The 26,012-nt window shown below is 69.2% G+C and carries 23 protein-coding genes; 9 read left to right on the top strand and 14 right to left on the bottom strand.

The window, feature by feature from the left end; translation table 11 throughout:
• Window positions 1-20 precede the first annotated feature (20 nt).
• Window positions 21-566: a signal peptidase I gene (gene lepB, locus J2W68_RS09195; protein WP_310234885.1), complete on the bottom strand. Its 546-nt coding sequence runs from the start codon at window positions 564-566 to the stop codon at window positions 21-23.
• Between the two features lie 46 nt (window positions 567-612).
• On the opposite strand from lepB, the gene tilS reads away from it, so the two are divergent.
• From tilS to J2W68_RS09210, 3 genes are read left to right on the top strand one after another with little or no spacing between them, the layout of a single operon-like run.
• On the top strand, window positions 613-1,941 hold the full coding sequence (gene tilS / locus J2W68_RS09200; RefSeq protein WP_310234888.1) for a tRNA lysidine(34) synthetase TilS: 1,329 nt from the start codon (window positions 613-615) through the stop codon (window positions 1,939-1,941).
• 9 nt (window positions 1,942-1,950) lie between these two features.
• Window positions 1,951-2,223: an exodeoxyribonuclease VII small subunit gene (locus J2W68_RS09205; protein ID WP_310234891.1), complete on the top strand. Its 273-nt coding sequence runs from the start codon at window positions 1,951-1,953 to the stop codon at window positions 2,221-2,223.
• Window positions 2,216-3,115, top strand: coding sequence for a polyprenyl synthetase family protein (locus J2W68_RS09210; RefSeq protein ID WP_310234979.1), 900 nt, complete (start codon window positions 2,216-2,218; stop codon window positions 3,113-3,115). Before J2W68_RS09205 ends, J2W68_RS09210 begins: the two co-directional genes overlap by 8 nt.
• A 37-nt stretch (window positions 3,116-3,152) precedes the next feature.
• On the opposite strand, the gene J2W68_RS09215 is transcribed toward J2W68_RS09210, so the two are convergent.
• From J2W68_RS09215 to pmbA, 3 genes are all read right to left on the bottom strand, one after another.
• On the bottom strand, window positions 3,153-3,599 hold the full coding sequence (locus J2W68_RS09215) for a DUF4870 domain-containing protein (protein WP_310234894.1): 447 nt from the start codon (window positions 3,597-3,599) through the stop codon (window positions 3,153-3,155).
• A 151-nt stretch (window positions 3,600-3,750) separates the two neighbouring features.
• Window positions 3,751-4,161: a DUF4870 domain-containing protein gene (locus J2W68_RS09220; protein WP_310234897.1), complete on the bottom strand. Its 411-nt coding sequence runs from the start codon at window positions 4,159-4,161 to the stop codon at window positions 3,751-3,753.
• A gap of 90 nt (window positions 4,162-4,251) precedes the next feature.
• Entirely contained in the window at window positions 4,252-5,634 is a 1,383-nt protein-coding gene (pmbA, locus tag J2W68_RS09225; protein WP_310234900.1) for a metalloprotease PmbA, read from the bottom strand.
• 23 nt (window positions 5,635-5,657) lie between these two features.
• On the opposite strand from pmbA, the gene yjgA reads away from it, so the two are divergent.
• The gene (gene yjgA / locus J2W68_RS09230; protein WP_310234903.1) at window positions 5,658-6,266 is read left to right on the top strand and encodes a ribosome biogenesis factor YjgA; all 609 of its coding nucleotides are present in this window, start codon (window positions 5,658-5,660) and stop codon (window positions 6,264-6,266) included.
• Between the two features lie 103 nt (window positions 6,267-6,369).
• Here the strand turns inward: yjgA and tldD are convergent, their stop codons facing one another.
• From tldD to J2W68_RS09250, 4 genes are all read right to left on the bottom strand, one after another.
• Complete coding sequence (gene tldD, locus J2W68_RS09235; RefSeq protein WP_310234905.1) at window positions 6,370-7,833, bottom strand: metalloprotease TldD; 1,464 nt, start codon at window positions 7,831-7,833, stop codon at window positions 6,370-6,372.
• 77 nt (window positions 7,834-7,910) lie between these two features.
• Complete coding sequence (locus J2W68_RS09240) at window positions 7,911-11,789, bottom strand: YhdP family protein (protein ID WP_310234908.1); 3,879 nt, start codon at window positions 11,787-11,789, stop codon at window positions 7,911-7,913.
• Between the two features lie 51 nt (window positions 11,790-11,840).
• Window positions 11,841-13,361 (bottom strand): ribonuclease G, encoded by a 1,521-nt coding sequence (rng, locus tag J2W68_RS09245; protein ID WP_310234911.1) that lies wholly within the window; start codon window positions 13,359-13,361, stop codon window positions 11,841-11,843.
• 7 nt (window positions 13,362-13,368) lie between these two features.
• Complete coding sequence (locus tag J2W68_RS09250; protein WP_310234913.1) at window positions 13,369-13,968, bottom strand: Maf family protein; 600 nt, start codon at window positions 13,966-13,968, stop codon at window positions 13,369-13,371.
• A 119-nt stretch (window positions 13,969-14,087) separates the two neighbouring features.
• Here J2W68_RS09250 and J2W68_RS09255 point away from each other — a divergent pair, with 119 nt between their 5' ends.
• The 3 genes from J2W68_RS09255 to J2W68_RS09265 all read left to right on the top strand — a co-directional run bounded on the left by J2W68_RS09255 (window position 14,088) and on the right by J2W68_RS09265 (window position 16,090).
• A complete protein-coding gene (locus J2W68_RS09255; protein WP_310234916.1) occupies window positions 14,088-14,819 on the top strand; it encodes an SIMPL domain-containing protein in 732 nt (243 codons plus the stop codon).
• A 1-nt stretch (window position 14,820) separates the two neighbouring features.
• Complete coding sequence (locus tag J2W68_RS09260) at window positions 14,821-14,994, top strand: hypothetical protein (protein WP_310234919.1); 174 nt, start codon at window positions 14,821-14,823, stop codon at window positions 14,992-14,994.
• 430 nt (window positions 14,995-15,424) lie between these two features.
• Entirely contained in the window at window positions 15,425-16,090 is a 666-nt protein-coding gene (locus J2W68_RS09265; protein ID WP_310234922.1) for an energy transducer TonB, read from the top strand.
• 438 nt (window positions 16,091-16,528) lie between these two features.
• Here the strand turns inward: J2W68_RS09265 and rlmH are convergent, their stop codons facing one another.
• From rlmH to leuS, 6 genes are all read right to left on the bottom strand, one after another.
• Window positions 16,529-16,999, bottom strand: coding sequence for a 23S rRNA (pseudouridine(1915)-N(3))-methyltransferase RlmH (gene rlmH, locus J2W68_RS09270; protein WP_310234925.1), 471 nt, complete (start codon window positions 16,997-16,999; stop codon window positions 16,529-16,531).
• Between the two features lie 39 nt (window positions 17,000-17,038).
• Window positions 17,039-17,452, bottom strand: coding sequence for a ribosome silencing factor (gene rsfS, locus J2W68_RS09275; protein WP_310152743.1), 414 nt, complete (start codon window positions 17,450-17,452; stop codon window positions 17,039-17,041).
• A 28-nt stretch (window positions 17,453-17,480) separates the two neighbouring features.
• A complete protein-coding gene (nadD, locus tag J2W68_RS09280; protein ID WP_310234929.1) occupies window positions 17,481-18,140 on the bottom strand; it encodes a nicotinate-nucleotide adenylyltransferase in 660 nt (219 codons plus the stop codon).
• A gap of 9 nt (window positions 18,141-18,149) precedes the next feature.
• On the bottom strand, window positions 18,150-19,196 hold the full coding sequence (gene holA / locus J2W68_RS09285) for a DNA polymerase III subunit delta (protein ID WP_310234932.1): 1,047 nt from the start codon (window positions 19,194-19,196) through the stop codon (window positions 18,150-18,152).
• Window positions 19,197-19,227: 31 nt separating this feature from the next.
• Complete coding sequence (lptE, locus tag J2W68_RS09290; protein ID WP_310234935.1) at window positions 19,228-19,758, bottom strand: LPS assembly lipoprotein LptE; 531 nt, start codon at window positions 19,756-19,758, stop codon at window positions 19,228-19,230.
• 66 nt (window positions 19,759-19,824) lie between these two features.
• Window positions 19,825-22,581: a leucine--tRNA ligase gene (gene leuS, locus J2W68_RS09295; protein ID WP_310234938.1), complete on the bottom strand. Its 2,757-nt coding sequence runs from the start codon at window positions 22,579-22,581 to the stop codon at window positions 19,825-19,827.
• A gap of 143 nt (window positions 22,582-22,724) precedes the next feature.
• On the opposite strand from leuS, the gene J2W68_RS09300 reads away from it, so the two are divergent.
• Both J2W68_RS09300 and J2W68_RS09305 read left to right on the top strand, forming a co-directional pair.
• Window positions 22,725-24,440: a GGDEF domain-containing protein gene (locus tag J2W68_RS09300; protein ID WP_310234941.1), complete on the top strand. Its 1,716-nt coding sequence runs from the start codon at window positions 22,725-22,727 to the stop codon at window positions 24,438-24,440.
• A gap of 60 nt (window positions 24,441-24,500) precedes the next feature.
• Window positions 24,501-25,844 carry a metal-dependent hydrolase family protein gene (locus J2W68_RS09305; protein WP_310234945.1) on the top strand — a complete coding sequence of 448 codons (1,344 nt, stop codon included), beginning with the start codon at window positions 24,501-24,503 and terminating at the stop codon, window positions 25,842-25,844.
• The last annotated feature ends 168 nt before the right edge of the window (window positions 25,845-26,012 follow it).

Genomic DNA, 26,012 nt, shown 5'->3' on the forward strand with positions numbered 1-26,012 from the left:
ATCGCAGCATCGCGTCCGACTCAATCGAGCCCGACGACCCGGGCAACCAGGCGGTCGACCGCAACGAATCCGAACAGCCGACCGTCGTGGCTGTTGTCGCGGTTGTCGCCGAGCAGCAGTACGTGACCCGGCGGCACCCTGCGCCCTTCCATCCACACGGAATAACTCTGCGTGCGGTTGCCAGGCGCCACGTAATCCTCGACCACCTCCCGGCCATCGACCTGCAAGCTTCCGTCGACGATCGCGACCTGCTCACCGGGCAAGCCGACGACTCGTTTCAGCCAGCGATTGCCGTCCACAGGCGAGACGAACACCACCAGATCGCCACGCGCAGGTGTGCGTCGCCGATAGGGCGCCACACGCGCGATCACGACCTGACCGGGCGTCAACGCAGGCGCCATCGCTGCGGACGGCACCCGGTAAAGCGCATGGCCGAGCACACGTTCCCGCGGATCCCAGCCCTGTGCGCCGAACGGATTCAACAGGTAAGACCCGACCAACAGCAGGCCCACGGTGATCGCAAGCCCGACCAGTCCCCGTACCCACCACGATTCCCTGCGCAGCATCCGATCGCCCCATTCACCGCCCAGGTTGCAGGGATACCATGCCGCCATGCAGATCGAACTGCCGGCCACCGAATTCCCTGACGCGATGCACGGCCGCCTGTTCGTCGGCTACAGCGGCGGGCTCGATTCCAGCGTGCTGCTGCACGTACTCGCGCATACACCTGCGCTGCGTGCGCGTGGCCTGCGCGTCCTTCATGTCCACCATGGCCTGCACGCCGACGCCGACGACTGGGCGGCGCACTGCCTCGCCACCTGCGCGCGCCTCGACGTGCCGTGCAGCGTGATCCATGTGGAGGTGCCGCGCGATAGCGGAGACGGCTTCGAAGCCGCGGCGCGCGGCGCGCGATATGCCGTATTCGCCGGCCAGCTCGAACCGGGTGATGTGCTCGCCCTCGCCCACCACCGTGACGACCAGGCCGAAACCGTGCTGCTGCGTGCGCTGCGCGCCTCGGGGCCGGACGGGCTGGCGGCGATGCGTCCGCTCCGTCCGCTCGCGAACGGCTGGCTGTGGCGGCCGCTGTTGACGCTGCCACGTGCGCAACTGCACGCCTATGCACAGGCGCACGCGCTGCATTGGATCGAAGACCCGAGCAACGCAGCCATCGAGGCCGACCGCAACTTTCTGCGCAATCGTGTGCTGCCGTTGCTGCGCACGCGCTGGCCACAGGTGGACGCGGCGCTGGCGACGGTCGCCGCCTTGCAGGCGGACACCAGCGCACTGCTGACCGTGAGCGACGACGAGGCGCTGGCGGCCGCGCGGACACGCGATCCGGCCGTGCTTCGACTCGGCCCGCTGCGCGCGCTTCCCGCCGCGCGGCGCGCACGCGTGCTGCGTCGCTGGACCGAAGTCCTGCAGATGCCGCCGCTGCCGGCGCGCGCGGTCGACTGGTGCAACGCCGATCTCGAAGCCGGCCGCGTGGATCGCGTGCCCTGCTTCGACTGGGCCGGTCATCGCCTGCAACGCTGGCGCAGCCTGCTGCAAGCCGGCCCGATCCGGGCGCCACTGGGCTCGGCGTTCATTGAGCACTGGGACGGGCGCACGCCACTGCATCTGCCCCATGGTGGCCAGCTACGGCTGGACGGCGCTGCCGACGGCGTCGACTGGACCGTGCGTGCCCGCCAGGGTGGTGAACGCATCCGCCTGTCCGGCCGTGCGCATTCGCACGCACTCAAGCATGTGCTGCAGGCGCTCGGCGTGCCGCCGTGGATCCGCGCCCAGCTGCCTGTACTGGCCGATGCCGAAAATCGCGTGCTCGCAGCCGGCGATCTCGCCTTCGACGCCGGCTTCGAGGCCTGGCTGCGCGGGGGCGATCGCCAGCTGCACTGGCTACCGCCGGGCGCGATGCACACGGTCCCCGACGCGCCGATCGCTTAAAATGCGCGCATGCCGAAGAAACCCGCTGCCGCCGAAACCAGTCCCGTCGCCGACTTCGAAAACGCCCTGACCCAGCTCGAGACGCTGGTCGAGCGCATGGAAGGCGGCGAGCTGAGCCTCGAAGACTCGCTGGGCGCGTATGAGCGCGGCGTCGGCCTGTACCGGCGCTGCCAGCAGGCGCTCGAGGATGCCGAGCTGCGGGTCAAGCTGCTCAGCGATCCCGCATCGCCCGAGCGCGCGCAGCCGTTCGGCGATACCAGCGTCGATGACCCCGATGCCTGATCCGGCGGTCGAAACCGGCGCACTGCTCGACACCTGGCGCGCACGCACCGACGCCACGCTGCAGCAGGCACTCGACTCCGTCGCCGACGGCGAACCGCGGCTGCACGCAGCGATGGGGCACGCGGTGCTGCTGGGCGGCAAACGCATGCGCCCGTTACTGGTCCATGCGACCGCATACGCCTTCGGCGCCCCCGCAGGCGCCGCCGACGCCGCCGCCGCGGCGGTCGAACTGGTGCACGCCTATTCACTGGTCCACGACGATCTGCCGGCAATGGACGACGACGCCCTGCGCCGCGGCCAGCCGACCGTGCATGTCGCCTTCGACGAGGCGACCGCGATCCTGGCCGGCGATGCGCTGCAGACGCTGGCGTTCTCGTTGCTCGCCGAATCGCCGCTCGCTGCCGAGGTGCGCCTGGCGATGGTGGCGACCCTCGCCCGCGCATCGGGCGCGAACGGCATGTGCGGTGGCCAGGCGCTCGATCTGGCGGCGACCGGAGATGGCGGCTCGATCGGCGTGGCCGCGCTCGAACGCCTGCATGCGATGAAGACCGGTGCACTGCTCCGCGCGGCGGTCGCGCTGGGCGCACTCACGGCCGGCGTCGATGCGCAAACGCGCGCGCGTCTGGACGATTTCGCAGATGCACTGGGCCTGGCCTTCCAGATCCGCGACGACCTGCTCGACATCGAAGGCGACAGCGCGACGCTCGGCAAGACCGCCGGCAAGGACGTCGCCCAGGACAAGGCGACGTTCCCTGCGTTGATCGGCGCGGACGCCTCGCGCGCGCGGCTCGATGGGCTGGCCGCGCGTATGCGCGATGCGCTCGCGCCGTTTGGCGAAACAGTGGGGCCGCTGGCCGCGCTTGGCCGCCGGGCGATCGAGCGCGATCACTGAGCCACGAGCGCGGCAGCTAGCGCCCGCAGGACGGGCGCTAGCTGCCGAAGAACCGGATCGTCAGTGGATGCACATAGTGCTCGCCGTTCAAGGCGCGCACCGCGGCGACGATGCTGCTGATCAGCCACAGCATCGCCAGTCCGCCGGCCGCGATGGCCAGCAGCAGGCCTGCGGGCAGCGTGACGATCGCGCCGATACCCAGCGTCAGCACGGTGGCACCGAGCAGACCGATGGCCGCGACGACGATCGCGCAGGCGTATAGACACATGCTCAGGTGGAAGTTCAACGCCTCGCGCGCGTGCGCGGCGACAAAGGCGTCGCTGTCGCGCTTGAGCAGATACACCACCCCGGCAACGAGCGCGCCGGCCACACCCGAGATCCAGCTCGTCAGCAGGGCGAGCACCAGCGCGCCCAGATGCATGGCCGCTGCCCAATGGCGGCTGTCGCTTGCCGGCAGCGTCTGCGGAAAGGATGCGGTCTGCATGGATGGCCTCCGTTCGTGGATTGTGAGGCCAGCGTGCCCATCCTCCGCGCCTGGCGACAGGCGCGGAGGTCACCCGGACTTCCGGCACCCCCGAACACGACAGGCCCCGGCGCGGACGCCGGGGCCTGTGCAGGGCCGCTGGATTGATCGCTTACTTGATCAGGCGCAGCGCGAAGGGATAGCGGTACGCCACACCTTCATTCGCCTTCATCCCGCCAATGATCGTCAGCACCAGCCAGGCGATGCCGATCAGGATCGACAGCGGGAAAGTCAGCACCGCGCCGAGGCCGAAGGTCACCAGGGTGATCAGCAGCAGTACGACGGCCACGATCAGCAGGGTGATGTTGAAGTTGAGCGCCTCGCGCGCCTGGTCGGCGGCAAAGGGCATCGTGTCCTTCTTGATCAACCAGATCACCAGCGGACCGACGATGTTGCCGACACCGCCGGTAAACAGGCCGGTCAGCGCGGAGAGATGGCCGAACAGGCCCCATTGACGTTCTTCCGAAGACGCGACGCCGGCGGGGGGAGGCGATGCAGTGGTGTACTTGTCGAACTCGCTCATGCGGGACGCCTCGGGTTGAGTGGAAGGATCAGGCCGTGGCCTTGCGGCGCACTGTTCAGGGATGCGGGGCCACCGTCAAGTGCAGGAACGTCAGTCGCCGCCGGCAACGGTCATGCGGCCGAGCAGGATCGAGCCGGTGCGCACGTGCGAACGCGGGTCTATGTCGCTGCCGACAGCTTCGATATTGGCGAACATCTGTTTCAGGTTGCCGGCGATGGTGATGCCATCGACCGCATGGCGGATCTCGCCGCCCTCGACCCAGAAACCCGAAGCGCCGCGCGAGTAATCGCCGGTGACCGCATTGACGCCCTGCCCCATCAGGCCGGTGACCAGCAGGCCACGGTCCATGCCGCGCAGCAGATCCTGCAGACCGCCCGCGTTGGCGGGAATCTCCAGGTTGTGCACGCCGCCGGCATTGCCGGTGCTCTGCAGGCCGAGCTTGCGCGCCGAATAGCTGCCGAGCACATAGCGCTGCAGCACGCCGCCCTCGATCAACGGTGATTCGCGCGTGGCAACCCCTTCGGCGTCGTAGGCCGAGGACTGGAAACCGCGTTCGAGGAACGGGCGCTCAAAGATGCCGAACCAGTCGGGAAACAGCTGCGTGCCGACGCTGTCGAGCAGGAAGCTCGCGCGGCGGTACAGCGCACCGCCGGATACCGCGCCCAGCAGGTGGCCGATCAGCGAACGCGCGACTTCGGCCTGGAACAGCACCGGATAGCTGCCGGTCGCGAGCGGCCGCGGGTCAAGCCGCGCGAGGGTGCGCTCGGCGGCGCGGCGCCCGATCGAGGCCGGCGCATCGAGATCGGACTGCGCCAGCGCCACGCTGTACCAGCCCTCGCGCTGCATGTGTTCGCCCTCGCCCGCGATCAGCGCGCAGCCGATGCTGTGGTGGCTGCCACGTTCGGCGCCGACGAAGCCATGGCTGTTGGCGTAGACGCTCAGGCCCTTCGACGTGCTGACCGAGGCGCCATCGGAATTGGCGATGCGCGGGTCGGCATCGCGTCCGGCGGCCTCGCAGGCCAGCGCAAGATCCACCGCGGCGTCCGCCTCCAGTGCCCAGGGATGCCAAGCGTCGTACTCGTCGAAGCGGCCATCCGGGCCGGGGCGCGCCATCAGGTCGGCATCGGCGAGGCCCGAAGCCTCGTCGTCTTCGGTGAAGCGCGCGATCGCGCAGGCCTGGTCGACCGTCGCGGCGAGGCTGTCCTCGCGCAGATCCGCGGTGCTGGCGGTGCCCTTGCGCTTGCCAAAATAGACCGTCACGCCGATGCCGCGGTCGCGTGTGGACTCGACGGTTTCGACCTCGCCCATGCGCACATTGACACTCAGGCCCGCGTCTTCCGAGCACGACACCTCGGCCTGGGTGGCGCCGGCAGCGCGGCAGCGGTCGAGCAGGCGCTGCGACAGCGCGGCCAATGCGTCGAGGCGGACGGCCGAATCGTCAGCCGAATGAACGTCGATCAAGGCGTGGGACATGGGCAATGACTTATCCTGTTGCAATGAGAGGCATAAACGAAGAATCGGGTGAGTACCTGGGCCCCAGCCGCAAGCAGAACCGGCGCGAAGCGCTGGAAGTGCTGTCGCTGGCCGACGACCTGGCCGGACTGTCCGAAAACCAGCTGGGCAAACTGCCCATTCCCGAAGGTCTGCTGACGCACATCGCCGATGCGCGGCGCATCACCTCGCACATCGCGCGCAAGCGCCAGCTGGCGTTTCTGGCCAAGCAGATGCGCCGCGAGAGCGACGAGACGCTGGAAGCGATCCGCGACGCGATGGATGCCGGCGGCACCGCCGCACGCGTCGAGACCGCCCAGTTGCACCGCGCCGAAGCCTGGCGCACGCGCCTGCTCGACGACGGCGACGCGGCGCTGGCCGAACTGCTCGATGCGTACCCGGAAGCCGATCGCCAGCGTCTGCGCCAGCTGGTGCGCAACGCGCTCGCCGAACGCGCGAAGAACAAGCCGCCGGCCGCGTTCCGCGAACTGTTCCGCGAACTGCGCGGCGTGTTCGCGGCGGCATCGCTGGCCGCGGGTGACGAGGCTGCGGCTGAAGACGAGCGCAAAGCAAACGAGGCGGACGAACCCGGCGACGTCGACGACGCACGCTGAGTGCCGTCCGCCGTCATTCCCGCGCACGCGGGGATGACGGATCTGACGGCCTGCAGCCTCACGCCGCTCCGACTCGCGTCACCCGAATCCCGCACGCCGGCTCTCAAGCCTGCGTGCCGCCGACGGTCAGCTGGTCGATCAGCAGATGCGGCTGACCCACGCCGACCGGCACGCTCTGCCCATCCTTGCCGCAGACACCGACGCCCTCGTCGAGCGCCATGTCGTGGCCGATCATGCGCACGCGCTGCATCGTCTCCGGACCGTTGCCGATCAGCGTCGCGCCCTTGACCGGCGCGGTGATCTTCCCGTCCTCGATCAGGTAGGCCTCGGTCGCCGAGAACACGTACTTGCCGTTGGTGATGTCGACCTGGCCACCGCCGAAGTTCACCGCGTACAGACCCTTCTTGACCGAGCGGATCATGTCCTGCGGATCGTCCTGCCCGGCCAGCATGTAGGTGTTGGTCATGCGCGGCATCACCAGATGCGCGAATGACTCGCGGCGGCCGTTGCCGGTCGGCGCGACGCCCATCAGACGCGCATTGAGCGTGTCCTGCATGTAACCGGTCAGCACGCCATCCTCGATCAGCGTCGTGCAGTGCGTCGGCGTGCCTTCATCGTCGATGTTGAGCGAGCCGCGGCGACCGGCGAGCGTGCCGTCGTCGACGATGGTCACGCCCTTCGACGCGACGCGCTGGCCGAGGCGACCCGCATACGTGCTGGTGCCCTTGCGCGCGAAATCGCCTTCGAGGCCGTGGCCGACCGCCTCATGCAACAGCACGCCCGGCCAGCCGGCGCCGAGCACGACCGGCATGGTGCCGGCCGGCGCATCGATCGCTTCGAGGTTCACCAGCGCCTGGCGCAGTGCCTCGCGCGCGAAACGCTCCGGCTTGCCGTCGCCCAGCAGCTCTTCATACGAGTAGCGCCCTCCGTAGCCTGAGTACCCGGATTCGCGGCGACCGTTGTGCTCCACCAGCACCTGGATGTTGAGCCGCACCAGCGGCCGCACGTCGCCGGCCAGCACGCCGTCGCTGCGCGCGACCAGCACCGTGTCCACACCGCCCGACAGGCTGACCATCACCTGCTGCACGCGCGGATCGGCAGCGCGCAGCATGCGGTCGACGCGGCGCAGCGCTTCGACCTTCGCCTCACTGCCCAGCGCGTCGATCGGGTCCTGCGCCGGGTACAGATCGTGGGCGCGGGTCCGCGCCAGCGCGAGCGGTGCATGCGCGCGGCCATCGCGCGCGATCGCCCGCGCCGATTGCGCCGCGCCCAACAGCGCGACCGCATCGATGTCATCGGAATAGGCGAAACCGGTCTTCTCACCGCTGATCGCGCGCACGCCGACGCCCTGCTCGATCGCATGCGAACCGCTCTTGACGATGCCGTCCTCGACCGCCCAGCTCTCGCGACGCGAATGCTGGAAATACAGGTCGCCAAAATCGATGCCGGGACCGAGCAACGCCGAGAACGCGCGATCGAGGCCGGATGTGTCGAGACCTGCAGGCAGCAGCAGGCGGGATTCGGCCAGCGCGAGCGCGCCGCCGGAGGAAACGGGGGATTCGGACATCGAACAAGTGTGGGGGCAAAGCCGCCGATGGCAAGGCGGAACTGAACCCACGGACTCGCGATGTCCCGCGAAAACGCTCAGTTGGCCGATTGCGGCCGTGCCGACGGCGCCGTGGCGGGTTGCGCGGCGTCGCGTCGCTCGACCACGTCCACCTTCGGGTCCTGCCAGGGGCCGCTGACGTGATAGTTGCGTGCGCCCATTTCCGCCAGCGGCTTGCGCAGCACCGCGTTGGCGACCGCGCCCACGGCGGCGCCCACCGGGCCCAGTGTCAGCGCACCGACGGCCGGCAGCAGATTGCCGGTCTTGGGCAGCACTTCGATGTCCTGGTCGTGCGTGCGGGCCGTGAGATCGGCGCTGCCGCGGATGCGGATTTCCGCGGCCGGCCCGTCGATGACGAGGTTGTCGCCACGCGCGATGCCATTACCGAAGCGGATCTCGCCGGCGATGCGGTTGAAGCCGAAGCCCTTGCTGAAGAAGTCGCGGAAATCGAGCGTCAAACGCCTGGGCAGTTCGGCGACGCTGAGCAGGCCCAGCACACGTCCGGCGCCCGGCTCCACCTCGACCAGTTGCCCGTCGCGCAGCGCCAGACTCATCGAGCCCTCCAGTTGCGCGACCTGGAACGCATTCGGCGCGCCCGGCCAGGCGGCATCGAAATCCAGACGCCCCTGCCCGCCGACGATGCTGCCGGCAAAGCCGAGCCCCGACGCGAGCCGGCCGAAATTTTCGCTTTCCACGTCGGCCTGGAACGCAGTGCGCGCCGCAGCGCCGCGGCCGGTCCAGCGGCCGGTCACGTCGATGCGGTGATCGGGCGCGCGAACCTGCAGCCGGTCGACCGCCAGGCCGCCCGGAATACGATGGGAGGACGCGTCGACACGGCCGAGCACCACCGCGCCGTAACGCAGGTCGTCGATCGCAAGCCGGATCGGCGGCACCGATGCGGGGTCGAGCGCGTCGTCGACCGGTGGTGACGCAGGCACGCCGGCGATCGTGGGCGCCGCAGGCGTTGCGTTCGCCGCGGCGTCCAACTTCGCCGCGGGCGCCGGCCAGTGCAGCCGCTGCAATGCGATCGCGATCGGCGCGCCGTCGGCATCGGACAGGCGCACGTCACCGGCCAGCGCCGCGCCATCGAGACGCAGATCGGTGCCGGCGCTGCGGCGCGCCGCGGTGATCCGCGTCTGGCCCAGGCGTCCGCCGGCCAGGCGCAGATCCGCCGTGGTCACGTCGACCTGTTGCAGCGCCAGGCCGTCACCATCGCCGCCGCCCATCAGGCCGATCCAGTCGAGCACGTCGACCACCGGCGTGCGGCCGAAGACGACGATGCCGGCAGCCGGGGCGGCGTTGTCGACCCGCGCACGCCCCATGTCGACACGGATGCCCGCACGTGCGCCGCTGGTGCGTGCGCGCAGCGCGAGACGATCGCCGAAGCCGACCAGCACATCCCCGGTGCCGAACGGCAACGGCGCCTCGATGGTGGTGCGCAACGCGCGCGCAGCCGGCTTGGCGAGCGGCGCCGGCAGACGCAGCGTCGTGCCGACGAGGTCGGAGCGCAGCAGCAGGTGCGCAGCGGGCGCGCCGTTCGCTGCAGGCGCGTCGGGGACGGCGACCTGGACCTGCCAGGGTGCACGGCCGCCGACATGCGGGCGCAGCCAAGTCAGATCGGGCGCGCGCGCCAGCAGTGCGCTGGCATCGAGCGACATGTCGAGTTCGCCTTCGAAGGCGTTGGCGCGCTGGCGCACGTGACCGGCTCCGGCGCGCAAGGCGAGCGTGCCGCTGTGCCCGTCCTGCTGCGCCTCGAGCGCCTCGGCGTGGAAGCCCGACTGGTCGAACGTCACCGGGCCGCGGACATGATCGAAGGCGAGGTCGAACCGCGACTCGCGCATCGCAACGCCTTCCAGCGCCACCTCGCCATCGAGCTGCATCGGCGCGTGACGCGGCACCGCAACCGATACCGCAACGTGCGTCGGGCCGGTGACGTCCAGTGCGTCGAGCGTCTCGGCGTGCGCGGCCTGGAACGGGCTCTGCCGCAGCAACGCAAGCAACTGCGTCGCGTCGGCATGCGCGGTGGCCCCGGCTTCGACCGGACTCTGTCCGTAATTGCGGATGCCGGCAACGACATCGCGCAGCGGAACGCCGGCCAGCTCGCCGGTCGAAGGCTCGAGTCGGAACCCGTCGTTGATGAAACGGATATGGCCGCCGAGCCGGGTCATCGCCGGCCACTCGTCCTGGAAGCGGATCGTCGCGTCGGCGATATCGCCTTCGGCGAAGAACACGCCGCGGCGATCCTTGCCCGCTTCGACGCCGAACGGCCAGTCGTCGAGATCACCGGCAACGATGCCGCGGCCATTGCGCACCGTGCCCGCGACCAGCGCCATGTCCAGCCACTCGCGCGCCGCCGCCGACATCGTGTGGCGGACCCAGAACTTCTTCGCCACCGGAATCTGCGCCGCGTCGACATCCGCCGCCAGATCGAGCCGCGGCCGCGTGCCGTCGGCCTCGAACGACAGACCCCCGCGCGCATCGGCGGCGTAGCCGTCACCTTCCACGCGCAGGCCGGGCGTCTGGATGCGCCAGCCGTCGCCATCGCGCCAGCCGGCGATCTCACCGTCGAGTCGCAGCGGATGCGGTACACCGAAGCCGGTCGGCCAGTCGAACACCAGCCGCGCATCGGGATCCGGACGGAACACCACGCCCTGCCCGTCGCCGACCAGTGTGCCGCCAAGGCCATGCAGGCCGGGGCGCTCATCGACGGGCGAGAAGCCGAAATCCTCGATCCGCGCCGACACCCGCACCGGTCCGCCTGCGCGTGCGGCGAACGCGACGTCGGCCAGCACCGCATGCGGCGTCGCCGCCTGCAGCCAGGCGCGCAGCGAGGGCGATACGCCGTCACCGAGCGCCGCAAGCGCGATCAGCGGTGCCACCTCGACCCGCTCGGCATGCATCGCCCACTGCCGGCCGCCCGCGAGCACAAGCCCGTCGAGAACCTGCTCGCGTCCGAGCTGCGTGACCCGCAGCGTCGGTGCATCGAGACGCCATTCCTTGTCGGTATGCGTCCAGCGCAGACGCGCATGTGCACCCTCGAACGCCACCGTCGGTGCATCGACCGCGGCCTGCGCGACATCGCTGGCGCGCTGCAGCGAGAGTGCGTCGAGTTCGACATCGCCGGTGATTGCTTCAACGCGTCGCGCGCGCAGGTCGATCCACGCCGTCACCCGGCCATGGCCTGCACGGATCGCGACCCCGCTGGGCGCCAGCAGCGGCGACCACAGTTGCAGATCGTTGCGCGGCATCGCGACGTAGGCGCGGCCATCACCCTGCGCGCGCAGCAGCTCCAGGCGCAGGTCCAGCGGCGCGCCGTCGACATCGACCCAGGCGCGTGCCGCCGCGCGTACACGGCGACGGTCGACCTGCATGCGCAGGTCCACCCGCGGCAGCGTGTGCGCGATTCCCAGAGATGGCGCGTCGATCGTCAGCCGCGCATCCACCACCTGCAGCTCGCCCAGGCCCTGCAGCGCATCGAGCGGATCGTCCTGCGCATGCGCCGCGCCCGGCAGGCCGCGGACCTGCCAGCTGCCGTCGTCATTGCGCTGCAGCGTCAGCTCGATGCCATGCAGCCGCAACTCCGTCAGCGAGCGGCCCGGCAGCAGCCCCGAATACTGGGCGACCTGGATCTCGGCGGTGCCGATCGGCACCGCGGCCGCGGGATCGCCGATGCGCAGCCCGGTCACGCGCAGCACGGGGCCGCGCCGTGTCCATGCGGCGTCCAGCGTGTCGAACGCGACCGGCCGGCCCGCGCGCTCGCCGAGCCAGGACGCGACCGCCTGCGGATTGCGCTCCAGCCAAGGCAACGCGAACTGCGCGGCCGCCACCGCCACCAGCGCCATCGTCACCAGCACCGCAGCAACGAGGTACCACGCGCTGCGGCGCGCACGATGCAGACGGCTCGCCCAGGCGCTCATGCCTGTGCCCCGCCGGCATGCGCCGGGCGCGCACTCCGCCGACGGTGGAGATCAGAGCAGGACAACGTCGAACTGGTCCTGCAGGTACTGGTCGTCGGACTGGAAGCGGATCGACTTGCCGAGGAACTCCTCGAGCTCGACAACCGCTGCCGACTCCTCGTCGGTGATCGTCGAGACGACCCGGGGCGCGGCGATCACCAGCAGGCGCTCGGCCTCGAACTGGCGCACCGCGCGCACGATCTCGCGGAAGATCTCGTAGGTCACGGTCTCGATCGTCTTGACGATGCCGCGGCCGTTGCAGGCCGTGCAGGCCTCGCCGAGCTGACGCTCCAGACTCTCGACCGTGCGCTTGCGGGTCATCTCGACCAGGCCCAGCGGCGAGAAGTCGTAAACCGTGGTCTTGGCGTGGTCCTTGGCCAGCGACTTCTCCAGCGTGCGCAGCACCTGGCGCTTGTGCTCCGGGTCCACCATGTCGATGAAGTCGATGATGATGATGCCGCCCAGGTTGCGCAGCCGCAGCTGACGCGCGACCGCCTGGGCGGCCTCGAGGTTGGTGCGGTACACGGTTTCCTCGAGATTGCGCTGGCCCAGGAACGAACCGGTGTTGACGTCGACCGTCGTCATCGCCTCGGTCTGGTCGATGACCAGATACCCACCGGATTTCAGCGGCACATCCTTTTTCAGCGCGCGCTGGATCTCGTCTTCGACGCCGTACAGATCGAAGATCGGCCGCGCGCCGGTGTAGCACTCGATGCGATCGACCAGGCGCGCCTGTTCGGCCGGACCCGGCGCCGGCAGGTACTGGGCCGCGAAGATGCAGAGCTTTTCATAGGTGTCGCGGGAATCCACCTTGACCTTGTCGACATCGCGGCGCATCAGGTCGCGGACCGCGCGCATCGGCAGCGTCAGGTCTTCGTAGACGCGTGCGCCCACACGCGAATCGCCCGTGGTGTGTCCGATCAACGCCCAGGCACGCTGTAGATAGGCGATGTCCTCGGCCAGTGCTTCGGCGCTCTGGCCTTCGGCGTTGGTGCGCACGATGTAGCCGTGACCGCCGGTCGCCGCGGCAAGTTCGGACACCAGCGTCTTCAGGCGCGTGCGTTCGACATCGTCCTCGATCCGCGCCGACACGCCGACCACGCGCGACTGCGGCAGCAGCACGAGATAGCGCGAGGGAATGCTGATCTGCGTGGTCAGGCGCGCGCCCTTGGTGCCGATCGGATCCTTGACCACCTGCACCACGATGTCCTGACCGTCGCGCAGCAGTTCGGTGACCGGCAGCGTCGGCGCCGTCGACGGGAACAGGCTGTCGCCACCGCCCTCGCCATCGGTGCCGGTCTGCGGCGGGCGCATGACATCGTTGGCGTGCAGAAACGCCGCGCGCTCCAGGCCGATGTCGACGAAGGCCGCCTGCATGCCCGGCATGACCCGCTGCACCTTGCCCTTGTAGATGTTGCCCACCACGCCGCGCCGCCAGCCGCGTTCGATGTGCAGCTCCTGCAACATGCCGTTTTCGACCACCGCCACGCGGGTCTCGCGCGGGGTCACATTGATCAGGATCTCTTCCGACATGTCCGGGTCACGCCTTGTGGTCGTGTGGGGCGAAGGGCTGCGGCTGCAGTCCGAATGACCGCAGCAGTGCCGCGGTCTGTTGCAGCGGCAATCCGATCACCCCCGAATGGCTGCCAGCCATGCGCGTGACGAACAGCTCCGCGCCACCCTGGATCGCGTACGCACCGGCCTTGCCATGCGGCTCGCCGCTGGCGACGTAGGCCGCGATCGTGTCCGTATCGAGCACGTCGAACGTGACCTCGGTGGCAACCGTCGCCTGGGCCTGTTGCCCGGCACCGACCAGCACCACGGCCGAAATCACCTGGTGCGTACGGCCCGACAGCGCCTGCAACATACGGAACGCGTCGGCGTCGTCGCGCGGCTTTCCGAACACCACGTCGTCGAGCACGACCTCGGTATCGGCGCCCAGGACGACGGCATCGGCGGATTCGCCAAGCGCCTGCAGTCCCGCACGCGCCTTGTCGGCGGCCACGCGCAACACGTAATCCGCGGCGGATTCTCCAGCGCCCAGGACCTCGGGCACGTCGACATCGATCTGCCCAAAAGGCAGTCCGAGGCGGGCCAGAAGATCGCGGCGGCGGGGGGATTGCGAAGCCAGATACAACATCGGAACAGGATACCGTGTGGGCCGTGCCCGACCCGCGGCTGAACCGGCTTGACCCCGGTCCGGCTCACCGGCCGTTCACCGGTGCGTCCCGACCCTTGTTCATCTCAACGGAGCTTCGAATGCACCTGATCCCCCGCCCCCTGCTGCTCGCCTGCGGCCTCGCCCTTGGAACCCTGTCGATGACCGCCAGCGCCCAGCCCGCCACGCATCAGACCGCCCCCGGCGAAGGCACCCTGCTGTCGATCTCCGCACAGGCCGAAGCCAGCCGCGCGCCGGACATCGCCACACTGTCGACTGGCGTCGTGACCCAGGCCGCGGACGCCAATGCGGCGATGCGCGCCAATGCCGAGCAGATGTCCACGCTGATGGGCGCGATCAAGGCCGCCGGCATTGCCGAGCGCGACGTGCAGACCTCGGGCATCAACCTCAGCCCGCAGTACCGCTACGCCGAAAACCAGCCGCCGGTGATCACCGGATACCAAGCCAGCAACACGGTCAACCTGAAGGTCCGCGACATCGGCAAGCTGGGCCAGGTGCTCGATGCCTTGGTCGCCAGCGGCGCCAACCAGATCAACGGCCCGACGTTTGAGATCGAGGATGCCGATGGCGTGCAGGACCAGGCACGCGCGGACGCGCTGAAGAAAGCCCAGGCACGGGCCGAGGTCTACGCGAGCTCGCTGGGCATGCGCGTGCGCCGCATCGTCAGCATCAGCGAAGGCGGCGGTTTCCAGCCACCGCGTCCGATGATGGCGATGCGCGCGGTGCAACAGGACAGCATGGCCACCTCGGTTTCACCCGGCGAAACCACGCTATCCGCCAATCTCGACGTTGTTTTCGAACTGGGACGCTGACATGAGCCAGAACAGGACCACCCCCGAGCCGCCGACCAAACCCGGCCAGAACCCCGGTTACTCGGAGAAGAATCCGACCGACAAGGGCGACGCCCAGCAGCCCGCCGACACCGGCGAGCACAATCCCGACGACGGCGGCCTCGACCGCGAACCGGAGAGCATGCCGGAGGATTGAGCCACCGCAATCGAGTGGATCGACAGGGCCCGCCATGCGCGGGCCCTGTCGTATCCGGGTGTTGAGGTGTGGCTGCTTCGGGACATTCGATTCCTCGCGCGCCACCCCCATTGCTGCAGTTGGCTTTCGCTGCGTCCTCGCCATCCTGCGGGTGGCCCCTGCGCGCGATCGGTGCTTTTGCAGCCGGGTAAAGCGCAGCGAAATCCATTCCCTGGGATGAAACTGCAACGCACCGCCAATTCCGTGCACGCGTCCGTTCGTCGGCACAGGCTTGTCGACCTGCCGCATTCGGCGCAGGTTCGAGGCGAACGATGCGACGGCGCGGCTGGCCTTCGACCCCATGGCCAACGCTGCCACGTTGATGCTTCCACGGGCCATCCGGCCCGCACACAGGAGGTGGTGCATGGTGCTGCAGCCCATTGGTCCCCGCATGCGCGGACCCGTCCACGAACCGTCGCGTCCCGATGCCGTCCGCATCGTCGGACTCAGCGGCACCCTCGCCCTCAACGCCATGCTGTTCATGGTCCTGCTGGTGCCGGCCAGTCGCGACGCGCTCGATTACGCCCTGCCCGAGCGCAAGCAGGAATTCGAGTGGATTACCCCGCCCGTGCCGAAGCCCGAATTGCCGCCCGAACGTGTCGAGGTGGTGCAACCGCGCAGCACGCCGTCTCCGGTCGTGCCGCAACAGACGATGCCGCGGATCGCACCGGTCGACGCCGCGGTCGTCGTCGATGCCGGCACCCTGCCCGCCCTGCCGACCGTCGAAGGCCCGCCGATCGACGCCGCGCCGGCCGCGATCGACACCTCACCGATGTCCGGCATCGCCCTGCAGTACGCGAATGCACCGGCGCCCGACTATCCGCGCGCGGCGCTGATCGCCGGTGCCGAGGGCGTGGTGCTGCTGGAAATCCACGTCGGCCGCGATGGTCGCCCGCTCGACGTGCGCCTGCACCGCAGCAGCGGCAACCGCGAACTCGACCGCGCCGCGATGCGCCACGTCCAGCGGCACTGGACGTTCCAGCCAGCGATGCGCGATGGCGTGCCGGTGGAGGCGATCGGACTGGTGCCGATCGCGTTCAATCTGTCGCGGGGATAAGACGCGCCTGCGCCCAGCCCGATTCGCATCGTGTTCCAGCGAGCGGGCACAGAGCACCTCTCCCTCAGGGAGAGGTCGACGCGCTTCGCGTCGGGTGAGGGCTGGGGTCGTCGGGACACCTGAAGCACCCTCATCCGCCCTCCGGGCACCTTTCCCCCAAAGAGAGGGAAAGAAGAACACTGGCCGGCAATTCCGGCCTTCGCCCGAATGACGATCTAAGGAAGGTCTGAACAATTCCGCTTCTGGCCGTCATTCCCGCGAAGGCGGGCATCCAGGCCCTTGGTTTTCAAAGGCTTGAAGTCACTGGATCCCCGCCTTCGCGGGGATGACGGGAGTTATTCAGACCTTCCCTAACGCCTGGCGGAGCGCGTCGCGCAGACGGCGCTCCAGGAATGGCGCTTCGGATCAATCGGAACGCAGCGCGGCGACTCCCCAACCCTACGCCCGGTGATACGGATGATTCGCCAGCATCGCCGCCGCGCGATATACCTGCTCGGCCAGCACCAGACGCACCAACATGTGCGGCAGCGTCAACGGTCCGAGCGACCAGCGCTCGTCGGCGCGTGCGAGGGCCTCCGGCGCGTGGCCTTCCGGTCCGCCGATCAGGAACGCGAGATCCCGCCCCTGCATGCGCCAGTGCTCGAGGCGCTGCGCCAGGTCTTCGGAAGAATGCAGCCGGCCGCGGCCATCCAGTGCGATCACCAGCGCATCGCGCGGAATCGCTGCCAGTACGCGCGCGCCTTCGTCGGACATTGCGCGCACGGTGTCCCGACCCTTGCCGCGCAGACCGGGCTCGACTTCGATCAGATCCAGCGGCAGCCAGTGCGACAGCCGCTTGCGGTACTCGGCGAAACCCTCGGCCACCCAGGCGGGGGCGCGCTCGCCGACGGCGATCAGTTTCGCTTTCATGTCGCCTGTCGTCCCGACGAACGTGCCGGGACGCCGCGATCAGGCATCGCGACGCGGGCCGCGCTCGTCTTCCGGCGGCTGGTCGCCGACGGTCCACAAACGCTCGAGCGCATAGAACTCGCGCACACGCGGCAGCATCACGTGGACGATGACGTCGCCCAGATCGACGAGCACCCACTCGGCCTCGCGCTCGCCTTCGACGCCCAGCGGCTGGCAGCCGAGCTTCTTGGCGTGCTTGACGACTTCGTCGGCGATCGACTTGACGTGCCGGCTGGACGTGCCCGACGCGATGACCATGAAATCGCAGACGCTGCTGCGACCGCGCACATCGATATCGATGACGTCGACGGCCTTGATTTCTGCGACGGCGGCGCGGGCCACTTCGAGCAGCGCGTCCGGGGACGGCGGCGGCTCGGGCAGGCGGGTCTTGATGACGTGTGCGGGATTGGACAAAGGTCTGGCTCGGAAAGTGCGGCGGAAATTATAGCGGAGCGCGGGCCGCCGCCCCGTACAAGCCCTTCTCGTGGATGAATGCGGCCACGCGTGGCGGCAGGCAGTCTGCGGTCGAGGCGCCTGCGGCGAGCCGCGCGCGCACCGCCGTTGCCGAGACATGGGACAGCGGTTGATGCAGGCGCAACACCCGCCCGGCGGGCTGCGATTGCAGATCGGCGGCCTGGCGGGTCCAGCGATCCTGCAACGCATCGGCGAGTCCGGCCAGCAGCTGCGCGTCGAGCGCACTGCCCGGCCGCTCGGCGACGACCAGATGCGCGAGCGCGAAAAGGTCGCGCCAGCGGTGCCAACCCGGCAGGCCGAGCAGGCTGTCGGCGCCGACCAGCCAGGCCAGCGGCTTCGAGGGGCCGAGTTCGTCGCGCAGTTCGGCCAGCGTATCGACGGTGTAGCTGCGGCCTTGGCGTTCCAGTTCGCGGTGGTCGAGCACGAGGCCCTGCACGCCCTCGATCGCCAGCGCGACCATCGCCGCCCGCGTCGCGCCATCGGCGCCGGGCGGCGCGCGGTGCGGCGGATCACCCGCCGGCATCAGGCGCACCGTGCAGTCCAGCGCATCACGCGCGGCGCACGCGATCGCCAGGTGCCCGAAGTGGATCGGATCGAAGGTGCCGCCGTAGACGAGGTGCAGCGCCATCGCGGCCGGTCAGGCGGCCAGCAGAGCGCCCGCGCGCGCGTCGGCCACCGCCACCAGCAGGCGCTCAAGCGCGAGCCAGCCGTCGACCGGATCCTGGCCCCAGCGACCACGGCCCTTGGCGATGCGGTCGACGCGTCCGGCTTCAGCGACGAAGCGCACCCAGCGCGCCTCGGGGTGGCGCTGCAGCGCGCGCCGATAGCCCGCCTGGCGGGCGTCCCAGATGCGCTGGGCCTTGAATTCGCTGGCCATGTTGCCGCCGCGAGCCTGCACCTGCGCTAGCTGCGCGGCGCGCGCGAGTTCCATGACCACCATGCCCATCAGGGCCGGAATCGCCGCACCCTCGGCGCGCAGGCCAGCCAGCATGCGCACGACCTGCGCCGGCTGGCCGTTGAGCGTGGCATCGAGCAGGCGGAACACGTCGAAACGCGCGGCATCGGCGACCAGTGCCTGCATGCGCGGCCCGTCGAGCGTGCTGCCGTCGGCCAGCAGCGCCAGCTTGTCGACCTCCTGCGCGGCGGCCAGCAGATTGCCGTCGACGCGCTCGGCCAACTGCTGCACGGCGGCGCGGTCGGCCAGCACGTTGCGGCTGCGCAGGCGCGCCTCGATCCAGCCTTCGAGTTCGTGCGGCTTGACCTGCCAGGCAACGACGAGATGGCCGATGCCGGTGATCGCTTCGCTCCACTTGCCGCCATGCTGCCGGCTCCATTCGCCGCCGGTGACCAGCAGCGTGACATCGGGGGGCGGATCGGCGCAGAAGCCGCTGATGACCGCGGCGCCGTCCTTGCCGGGCTTGGTCGTCGGCAGGCGGAGTTCGACCAGACGCCGCGAGGCGAACAGGCTTGGCGCGCGGAACGTGGCCTCGACCGCGTTCCAGTCGATGTCACGGCCCTCTGGTTCGAAGACTTCGCGCTCGGCGACACCCTGCTCACGCGCCGTGGCACGTACGGCGTCAGCGGCTTCGAGCACCCGCAGTGGTTCGGGACCTGCGATCAGATACGCCGGGCGCAAGGGCTCGCGGGCCAGTTGCGCGACCAGACGTTCGGGCGTCAGTTCCACGACAACGGCGCGCCGGTGGCGAGCGCCTGCATCATTCGGCCGAGCGGAGCTGCGGGTTGCGGAACACGGCGTCGATGCGACGGATGATCGAGGCGGTCATCTCTCGCTCGAGTTCACGCGACAGCAGTTCGCGTTCGGAGTCCGCACCGATCGAATCGGTCGGCGGCGCGAGATAGTCGCGGGCGAGTTCGATCGCCTGCTGCGGCACGATGTCGACGCCGTCGGCATCGCGCATCGAGAACACCACCGCGTAACGCAGCGTGTATTCCTGCGCGCGACCCTGCGCATCGAGACTCGCCGGCAGCGCGGCCCAGCGCTCTGACCGGATGTTGAGCGTTGCAACGTCGGTTGCATCGGGATCGGCGATCTCCGCACCGGCCGCCGCCAGCGCGCGCTCGACCGAACGGGCCAGACGGCTGTAGGGATTGCCGGACACGATGTCGACGGGCCCGAGGTTCGGTGGCAGCGTCAGCGCATTGCGCAGATGGAAGCCACAGGCCGACAGCGTCAGCACAAGGGTGACGAGAGCCAGAGGCAGGAAAACCGGTCGGAGGATGCGCATGGACGGAGTCTGGACGAGGGGGACAGGGCCGGCAAGCGCCGCGCGCGAAACGCGGCGACGCCGGGTTCAGCCGGCAACGATGTTGACGATCTTGCCCGGCACGACGATGACCTTGCGCACCGTCAGCTCGCTGAGGAACTTGGCGACATTGGGCTCGGCGAGCGCCAGCGCCTCGACCGCGTCCTTCGGCAGGTCGACCGCGACCTCGATCGTGCCGCGCAGCTTGCCGTTGACCTGGATCGCCAACGTCACCGCGTCGCGCTGCAGCGCGGCCGGGTCGGCCTGCGGGAACGCCTGGTCTTCGAGCAGCGTCTCGGCGTGGCCCAGCACCTGCCACAGCCTGTGCGCGATGTGCGGGGTGATCGGGTTGAGCAGCAGCACGATGGTCTCGAACGTCTCCTGGCGCAGCGCGCGCGCATTGGCGTCGGACTCGTCGAACTTGCCGACGTGGTTCAGCAGTTCCATCACCGCGGCGATCGCGGTGTTGAAACTGTGGCGACGGCCGTAGTCGTCACCGACCTTCTGGATCGCCTCGTGCAGCTGGCGACGCAGGGTCTTCTGCGCGGGCGTGGCCGCAGCGACATCGAATGCGCCGGCGTCGCCACCCTGGACATGCTTCTGCACCTGGTTCCACAAGCGGCGCAGGAAGCGCGACATGCCTTCGACGCCGGCCTCGTTCCACTCCAGCGACTGCTCGGGCGGGGCTGCGAACATCGAGAACAGGCGCACCGTGTCGGCGCCGTACTTGCCGATCATCGACTGCGGGTCGACGCCGTTGTTCTTCGACTTCGACATCTTCTCGGTGCCGCCGATCGAGACCGGCTGGCCGTCCAGCTTCGAGGTCGCACCGGTGATCCGGCCCTTGTCGTCACGGACGATCTCGACATCGGCCGGGTTGATCCAGTCCTTGCTGCCGTTGCCCTGTTCCCGATAGAACGTGTCGGCGATGACCATGCCCTGGGTCAGCAGGTTGATCACCGGCTCGTCGCTGCGCACCAGGCCTTCGTCGCGCATCAGGCGGTGGTAGAAACGGAAATACAGCAGGTGCAGGATCGCGTGCTCGATGCCGCCGATGTACTGGTCGACCGGCGTCCAGTAGTCGGCGCGTTCGTCGACCATGTCGGCCGCGCCCGGCGAGGTGTAGCGCGCGGTGTACCAGCTCGACTCCATGAAGGTGTCGAAGGTGTCGGTCTCGCGCTCGGCCGCGCCGCCGCAGGTCGGGCACGTGGTCTTGCGCCACTCGGGGTTGGACTTGATCGGCGATTGCACCACGCCGGGGTTCGCGAACGCGTCCTCGACATCCTCGGGCAGCAGCACCGGCAACTGGTCCTCGGGCACCGGCACCGCGCCGCAGGCGTCGCAGTAGATCACCGGGATCGGGCAACCCCAGTAGCGCTGGCGGCTCACGCCCCAGTCGCGCAGGCGGAAGTTGACCTTGCGGTTGCCGCGACCTTCGGCTTCGAAGCGGGTGGCCAGCGCATCGAGCGCCTGCTGGAAATCGAACCCGTCGAAGTCGCCGGAATTCACCAGCCAGCCGCGGTCGGTGTACGCGCCCTCCTCGGCGATCCGGCGTTCGAAGGCCTGCACCACCTGCACCGCCGCGCCGGTGTCATAGACATCGAGTGCGGCTCCGCTGCCCAGTGCCGAGCGCATCGGATCAGCGCTGCTGCGGCGATCGCGACCGATTTCCTGCAATGCGTCGCGGACCTCGTCCGGCACGACCACCATCTGGATCGGCAGGCCATAGGCCTTGGCGAATTCCCAGTCGCGCTGGTCGTGGCCGGGCACGGCCATGACCGCGCCGGTGCCGTAGCCCATCAGCACGAAGTTGGCGACCCAGACCGGAATCTCTTCGCCCGTCACGGGATGGATCGCGCGCAGGCCGGTGTCCATGCCGCGTTTGACCTGGGTTTCCAGCTCGGCTTCGGACACGCCGCCGCGGCGCAGGTCGGCGATGAACTCCGCCAGATCCGGATCGCTTTCGGCGGCGCGCATCGCCAAAGGATGCTCGGCGGCGACCGACACGAAGGTCACGCCCATCAGCGTGTCGGGACGCGTGGTATAGACGGCGAGCTTGTCGTCGCTGCCCACGACGTCGAACGCGAACTCCAGGCCCTCGCTGCGCCCGATCCAGTTGCGCTGCATGGTCTTGACCGAGTCCGGCCAGCCATCCAGCGTGTCCAGGCCGTCGAGCAGTTCCTGCGCGTAGGCGGTGATCTTGAGGAACCACTGCGGGATCTCGCGCTTCTCCACGACCGCACCCGAGCGCCAGCCGCGGCCGTCAATGACCTGTTCGTTGGCGAGTACGGTCTGGTCGACCGGGTCCCAGTTGACGACCGAATTGCGGCGGTAGGCCAGGCCCTTCTTCATCAGCCGCACGAACATGCGCTGCTCGTGGACGTAGTAGTCCGGCGAACAGGTTGCGAACTCGCGACTCCAGTCGATCGCATAGCCCAGCGACTGCAACTGGCCGCGCATGTGGTCGATGTTGGCGTAGGTCCACTTGGCCGGCGCGGTCGCGTTCTTGATCGCGGCGTTCTCGGCCGGCAGGCCGAACGCGTCCCAGCCCATCGGCTGCAGCACATTCTTGCCCGTCATGCGCTGGTAGCGGCTGATGACGTCGCTGAGCGTGTAATTGCGCACGTGGCCCATGTGCAGCGCGCCCGACGGGTACGGCAGCATCGACAGGCAGTAGTACTTCGGCTTGTCGGCCCGCTCGGTGACCTCGAACGCGCGGGTCGACGTCCAGAACCGCTGGGCGTCGGATTCCACCGGGGTGGGCTGGTAGGCGTTTGGATCGACGACGACGGGTTCGCTGGACACGGGATGCTGCTTGCTGCGGAACGGTCGGGAAGCCTACCGCAGCGCCGTTGCTGCCGCCATTCGAACCGTGCCAGGCGGGCCGCCGCAGCCTGGGGACAGGTGACAGAGGCTAGAATCGCCCCAGCGCCGTCGAGCACCCGTTCTTGCCCGCATCCCGTTCCAGGTGGTCCCCTTATCGCGTCCCCGCATTCGCGGCCGCGCTGCTGCTGCTGTTGGGCGTCGGCATCGCCAGCGTGTGGGGCGCGTCGACGCTGCGCAGCAGCAATGCGTGGATCGGCCACACCTACGAGGTGATCAACCGGATCGAAGTCGCCGAGCGCGCGCTCCGCAGCACCGAGGCCAATGCACGCGCCTATCGGCTGACCGGGCACCCGGAATTCCGCAGCCAGTACCTGATCGCGATCCATCAGGTCGAGGTCGCACACGAAGCCCTGGGCGCGGCGATCCGCGACAACCCCCCACAGGACGCGCGTGCGAAACGGATGCACGCGTCGGCCCAGGTGCATCTGGCCGAATTGCGCAGGCTGTTCGACCTGCAGGAACTGCAAGGCGCCGAGGCGGCTCGGCAGGCCACGGACTCGGGTCTCACGCTGCAGCAGTGGAACGAATTCGAAGCCGCTGCCTCGGAGATGCGTCGCGAGGAGCTGAGCCTGCTGGCGGAGCGCAAGGCGCGCAGCGACCGCTACGCGACACTTCTGATCTCCATCGTCGTGCTGGGCATGCTGCTGTCGGGCGCGCTGATGGTCACGCTGATGGCCAGCGTCACGCGTGAGAACAAACGCACCCGCCGATTGGAGCTCGAAGCACGCGGTGCGGCGCACGAAATGGCCCTGAGCATGGCCCAGGTTGATCAGCTGTCGAAGCAGCGGCATGAGCTCGCGCGTTATTCAGGCCTGCTGCAGAGCTGCCAGACACTGGAAGAGATCGTGCAACTGTCGATCGCCACCATCCGTCGTCTGCTGCCCGGCGCCAGCGGCCGCTTCTACCTGATCCGCGCATCGCAGAATTTCCACGACAGCGTCGCCAGTTTTGGCGAGGGCCTGATCAGCAGCACCGACTCGTTGCTGCCGGCCGACTGCTGGGCCTTGCGTCGCGGGCAGGCGCATGTGGTGTCGGGCGGGGAAGACCTGCAGCTGACCTGTGCACATCTGGATGCGGGCACGCCACCGCACGGCGTCACCGCGTTGTGCCTGCCGCTCACGGCCCAGGGCACGTCGATCGGCCTGCTGCACGTCAGCGCGGCCACCCATGCGATGGACCATGGTTCGGCGCTCGACGAACTCATCGGCCAGCTTGCCGAACAACTGGGCCTGGCGATCGCCAACCTGCAACTGCGCGAAACCCTGCGCACGCAATCGCTGCGCGACCCGCTGACCGGTCTGTTCAACCGGCGCTATCTCGAAGAAAGTTTCGTCCGAGAGCTGCAGCGCTGCGACCGTCGCGGGCTGCCGCTGTCGGTGCTGATGCTCGACGTCGATCACTTCAAGCGCTTCAACGATACCTACGGACACGCCGCTGGCGACGCACTGCTGGGACAGATCGGCCGCCAGATCCAGGCCGGCGTCCGCGCCGAGGACATCGCCTGCCGCTACGGCGGAGAGGAATTCACTGTCGTGCTGCCCGAACTCGATGCTCCAGGTGCCCTCGTCCGTGCCGAGCAGATCCGCCGCGCGGTCGAGCTGGCAACCGTCCAGCATCTGGGCCAGCAGCTCGGCCCGGTGACGATGTCGATCGGTATCGCGACATTCCCGGTCGACGGACTCACCCCGGAACTTCTGCTGCAGCTGGCCGATGCCACGCTGTACCGCGCCAAGGCCGAAGGTCGCAATCGGGTCCTGCACGCGTCCTACGAGGACTGAGCGCCCGCGCGGCGCGTCCGCGTGCTTCAATCCGGGACTGCCGCCGCTCCGGAGTACCGCATGGCCCGTCGTTCCGTTGTCCGCATCCTCGCCCGTCCGTCGCTGACACTGCTCGCCGCGGCCCTGCTGCTGCCCGCCGGTGCGAGCGCTGCGGCGCAGACCGCCGTGCATTGCGAGCGCCTGTTCGACGCGCGCAGCGGCCGCGTACTGGGTGAGCACACGATCCTGGTCGAAGACGGCAGGATTCTCGAGGTGATTCCGGGCCGCGCCAAACTGCAGGACGGCGTGGACTCGATCGTGCTCGGCGACCGCACCTGCTCGCCCGGCTGGACCGATCTGCATGTGCATCTGGGCTCGCAATCGAGCCCGGCGAGTTACTCCGAAGGCTTCCGTCTCGATCCGGTCGATTACGCGTTCCGTGCGGTTGGCTACGCCGAGAAAACCCTGTCGGCCGGCTTCACCACGGTGCGCGATCTCGGCGGTGAGGTCAGCCCGCATCTGCGCGATGCGATCAACCAGGGCCTGGTGCCGGGCCCGCGGATCTTCGCCGCCGGCAAGTCGATCGCGACGACCGGCGGACACGCCGATCCCAGCAACGGCTACAACTCGATGCTCTCGCATCTGATGGGCCCGCCCGGCCCGACCGAAGGCGTCATCAACTCGATCGACGACGCCCGCCAGGCGGTCCGCCAGCGCTACAAGGAAGGCAGCGACGTCATCAAGATCACCGCGACCGGCGGCGTGCTGAGCTATGCGCGCAGCGGCGACGCGCCGCAGTTCACCGTCGACGAAGTGCAGGCGATCGTCGACACCGCGAAGGACTACGGCTACCGCGTCGCCGCGCACGCGCACGGCACCGAAGGCATGAAGCGCGCGGTGCTCGCCGGCGTGACCAGCATCGAGCACGGCACCCACATGGACGACGAGGTCATGCGGCTGATGAAGCAGCGCGGCACCTGGTACGTACCGACGATCTACGCCGGCCGCTTCGTCGCCGACAAGGCGAAGGAGCCGGGCTATTTCCCGGAAGTCGTGCGGCCGAAGGCGGCGACGATCGGCGCGCAGATCCAGGACACCGCCGCGCGCGCGTACCGCGCCGGCGTGCCGATCGCATTCGGCACCGACCAGGGTGTCGGCCCGCATGGCGACAACGCACGCGAGTTCCTCTACATGGTCGAGGCCGGCATTCCGGCGGCGTACGCGCTGCAGTCGGCGACGCTGCATGCGGCGACCGTGCTCGGCGTCGACGACCAGGGCGTCATCGAACCCGGCAAGCGCGCCGACATTATCGCGATGCCGGGCGATCCGGTCGCCGATATCAACGCGGTGATGGGTGTCGATTTCGTCATGGCGGCAGGCCGTGTGCATCGAACGCCGGACGGCCACGGCACCGCGGACGATTGAGCCAGCACAGGGGTCTCCCTGTAGGAGCGGGGGGGGGGGCGCGGGGGGGGCCCCCCGCGCCCCCCCCCCCCCCCCCCCGGGCGGGAGGAGCGTGTGCACCCGGAACCCCCCCCAGGGCGCCGGGGCGGGGGGGGGGTAACGGGGGCGACGCGCCCGCAGCGCGCCCGA

Origin of the sequence: Luteimonas terrae (genome assembly GCF_031457535.1) — a bacterium.
Classification (GTDB): Bacteria; Pseudomonadota; Gammaproteobacteria; order Xanthomonadales; family Xanthomonadaceae; genus Luteimonas; species Luteimonas terrae_A.

Bases quoted from the DNA above. Each gene is read 5' to 3' on its own strand.
- lepB (WP_310234885.1), bottom strand. From the start codon at position 566: ATGCTGCGCAGGGAATCGTGGTGGGTACGGGGACTGGTCGGGCTTGCG.
- tilS (WP_310234888.1), top strand. From the start codon at position 613: ATGCAGATCGAACTGCCGGCCACCGAATTCCCTGACGCGATGCACGGC.
- J2W68_RS09205 (WP_310234891.1), top strand. From the start codon at position 1,951: ATGCCGAAGAAACCCGCTGCCGCCGAAACCAGTCCCGTCGCCGACTTC.
- J2W68_RS09210 (WP_310234979.1), top strand. From the start codon at position 2,216: ATGCCTGATCCGGCGGTCGAAACCGGCGCACTGCTCGACACCTGGCGC.
- J2W68_RS09215 (WP_310234894.1), bottom strand. From the start codon at position 3,599: ATGCAGACCGCATCCTTTCCGCAGACGCTGCCGGCAAGCGACAGCCGC.
- J2W68_RS09220 (WP_310234897.1), bottom strand. From the start codon at position 4,161: ATGAGCGAGTTCGACAAGTACACCACTGCATCGCCTCCCCCCGCCGGC.
- pmbA (WP_310234900.1), bottom strand. From the start codon at position 5,634: ATGTCCCACGCCTTGATCGACGTTCATTCGGCTGACGATTCGGCCGTC.
- yjgA (WP_310234903.1), top strand. From the start codon at position 5,658: ATGAGAGGCATAAACGAAGAATCGGGTGAGTACCTGGGCCCCAGCCGC.
- tldD (WP_310234905.1), bottom strand. From the start codon at position 7,833: ATGTCCGAATCCCCCGTTTCCTCCGGCGGCGCGCTCGCGCTGGCCGAA.
- J2W68_RS09240 (WP_310234908.1), bottom strand. From the start codon at position 11,789: ATGAGCGCCTGGGCGAGCCGTCTGCATCGTGCGCGCCGCAGCGCGTGG.
- rng (WP_310234911.1), bottom strand. From the start codon at position 13,361: ATGTCGGAAGAGATCCTGATCAATGTGACCCCGCGCGAGACCCGCGTG.
- J2W68_RS09250 (WP_310234913.1), bottom strand. From the start codon at position 13,968: ATGTTGTATCTGGCTTCGCAATCCCCCCGCCGCCGCGATCTTCTGGCC.
- J2W68_RS09255 (WP_310234916.1), top strand. From the start codon at position 14,088: ATGCACCTGATCCCCCGCCCCCTGCTGCTCGCCTGCGGCCTCGCCCTT.
- J2W68_RS09260 (WP_310234919.1), top strand. From the start codon at position 14,821: ATGAGCCAGAACAGGACCACCCCCGAGCCGCCGACCAAACCCGGCCAG.
- J2W68_RS09265 (WP_310234922.1), top strand. From the start codon at position 15,425: ATGCGCGGACCCGTCCACGAACCGTCGCGTCCCGATGCCGTCCGCATC.
- rlmH (WP_310234925.1), bottom strand. From the start codon at position 16,999: ATGAAAGCGAAACTGATCGCCGTCGGCGAGCGCGCCCCCGCCTGGGTG.
- nadD (WP_310234929.1), bottom strand. From the start codon at position 18,140: ATGGCGCTGCACCTCGTCTACGGCGGCACCTTCGATCCGATCCACTTC.
- lptE (WP_310234935.1), bottom strand. From the start codon at position 19,758: ATGCGCATCCTCCGACCGGTTTTCCTGCCTCTGGCTCTCGTCACCCTT.
- J2W68_RS09305 (WP_310234945.1), top strand. From the start codon at position 24,501: ATGGCCCGTCGTTCCGTTGTCCGCATCCTCGCCCGTCCGTCGCTGACA.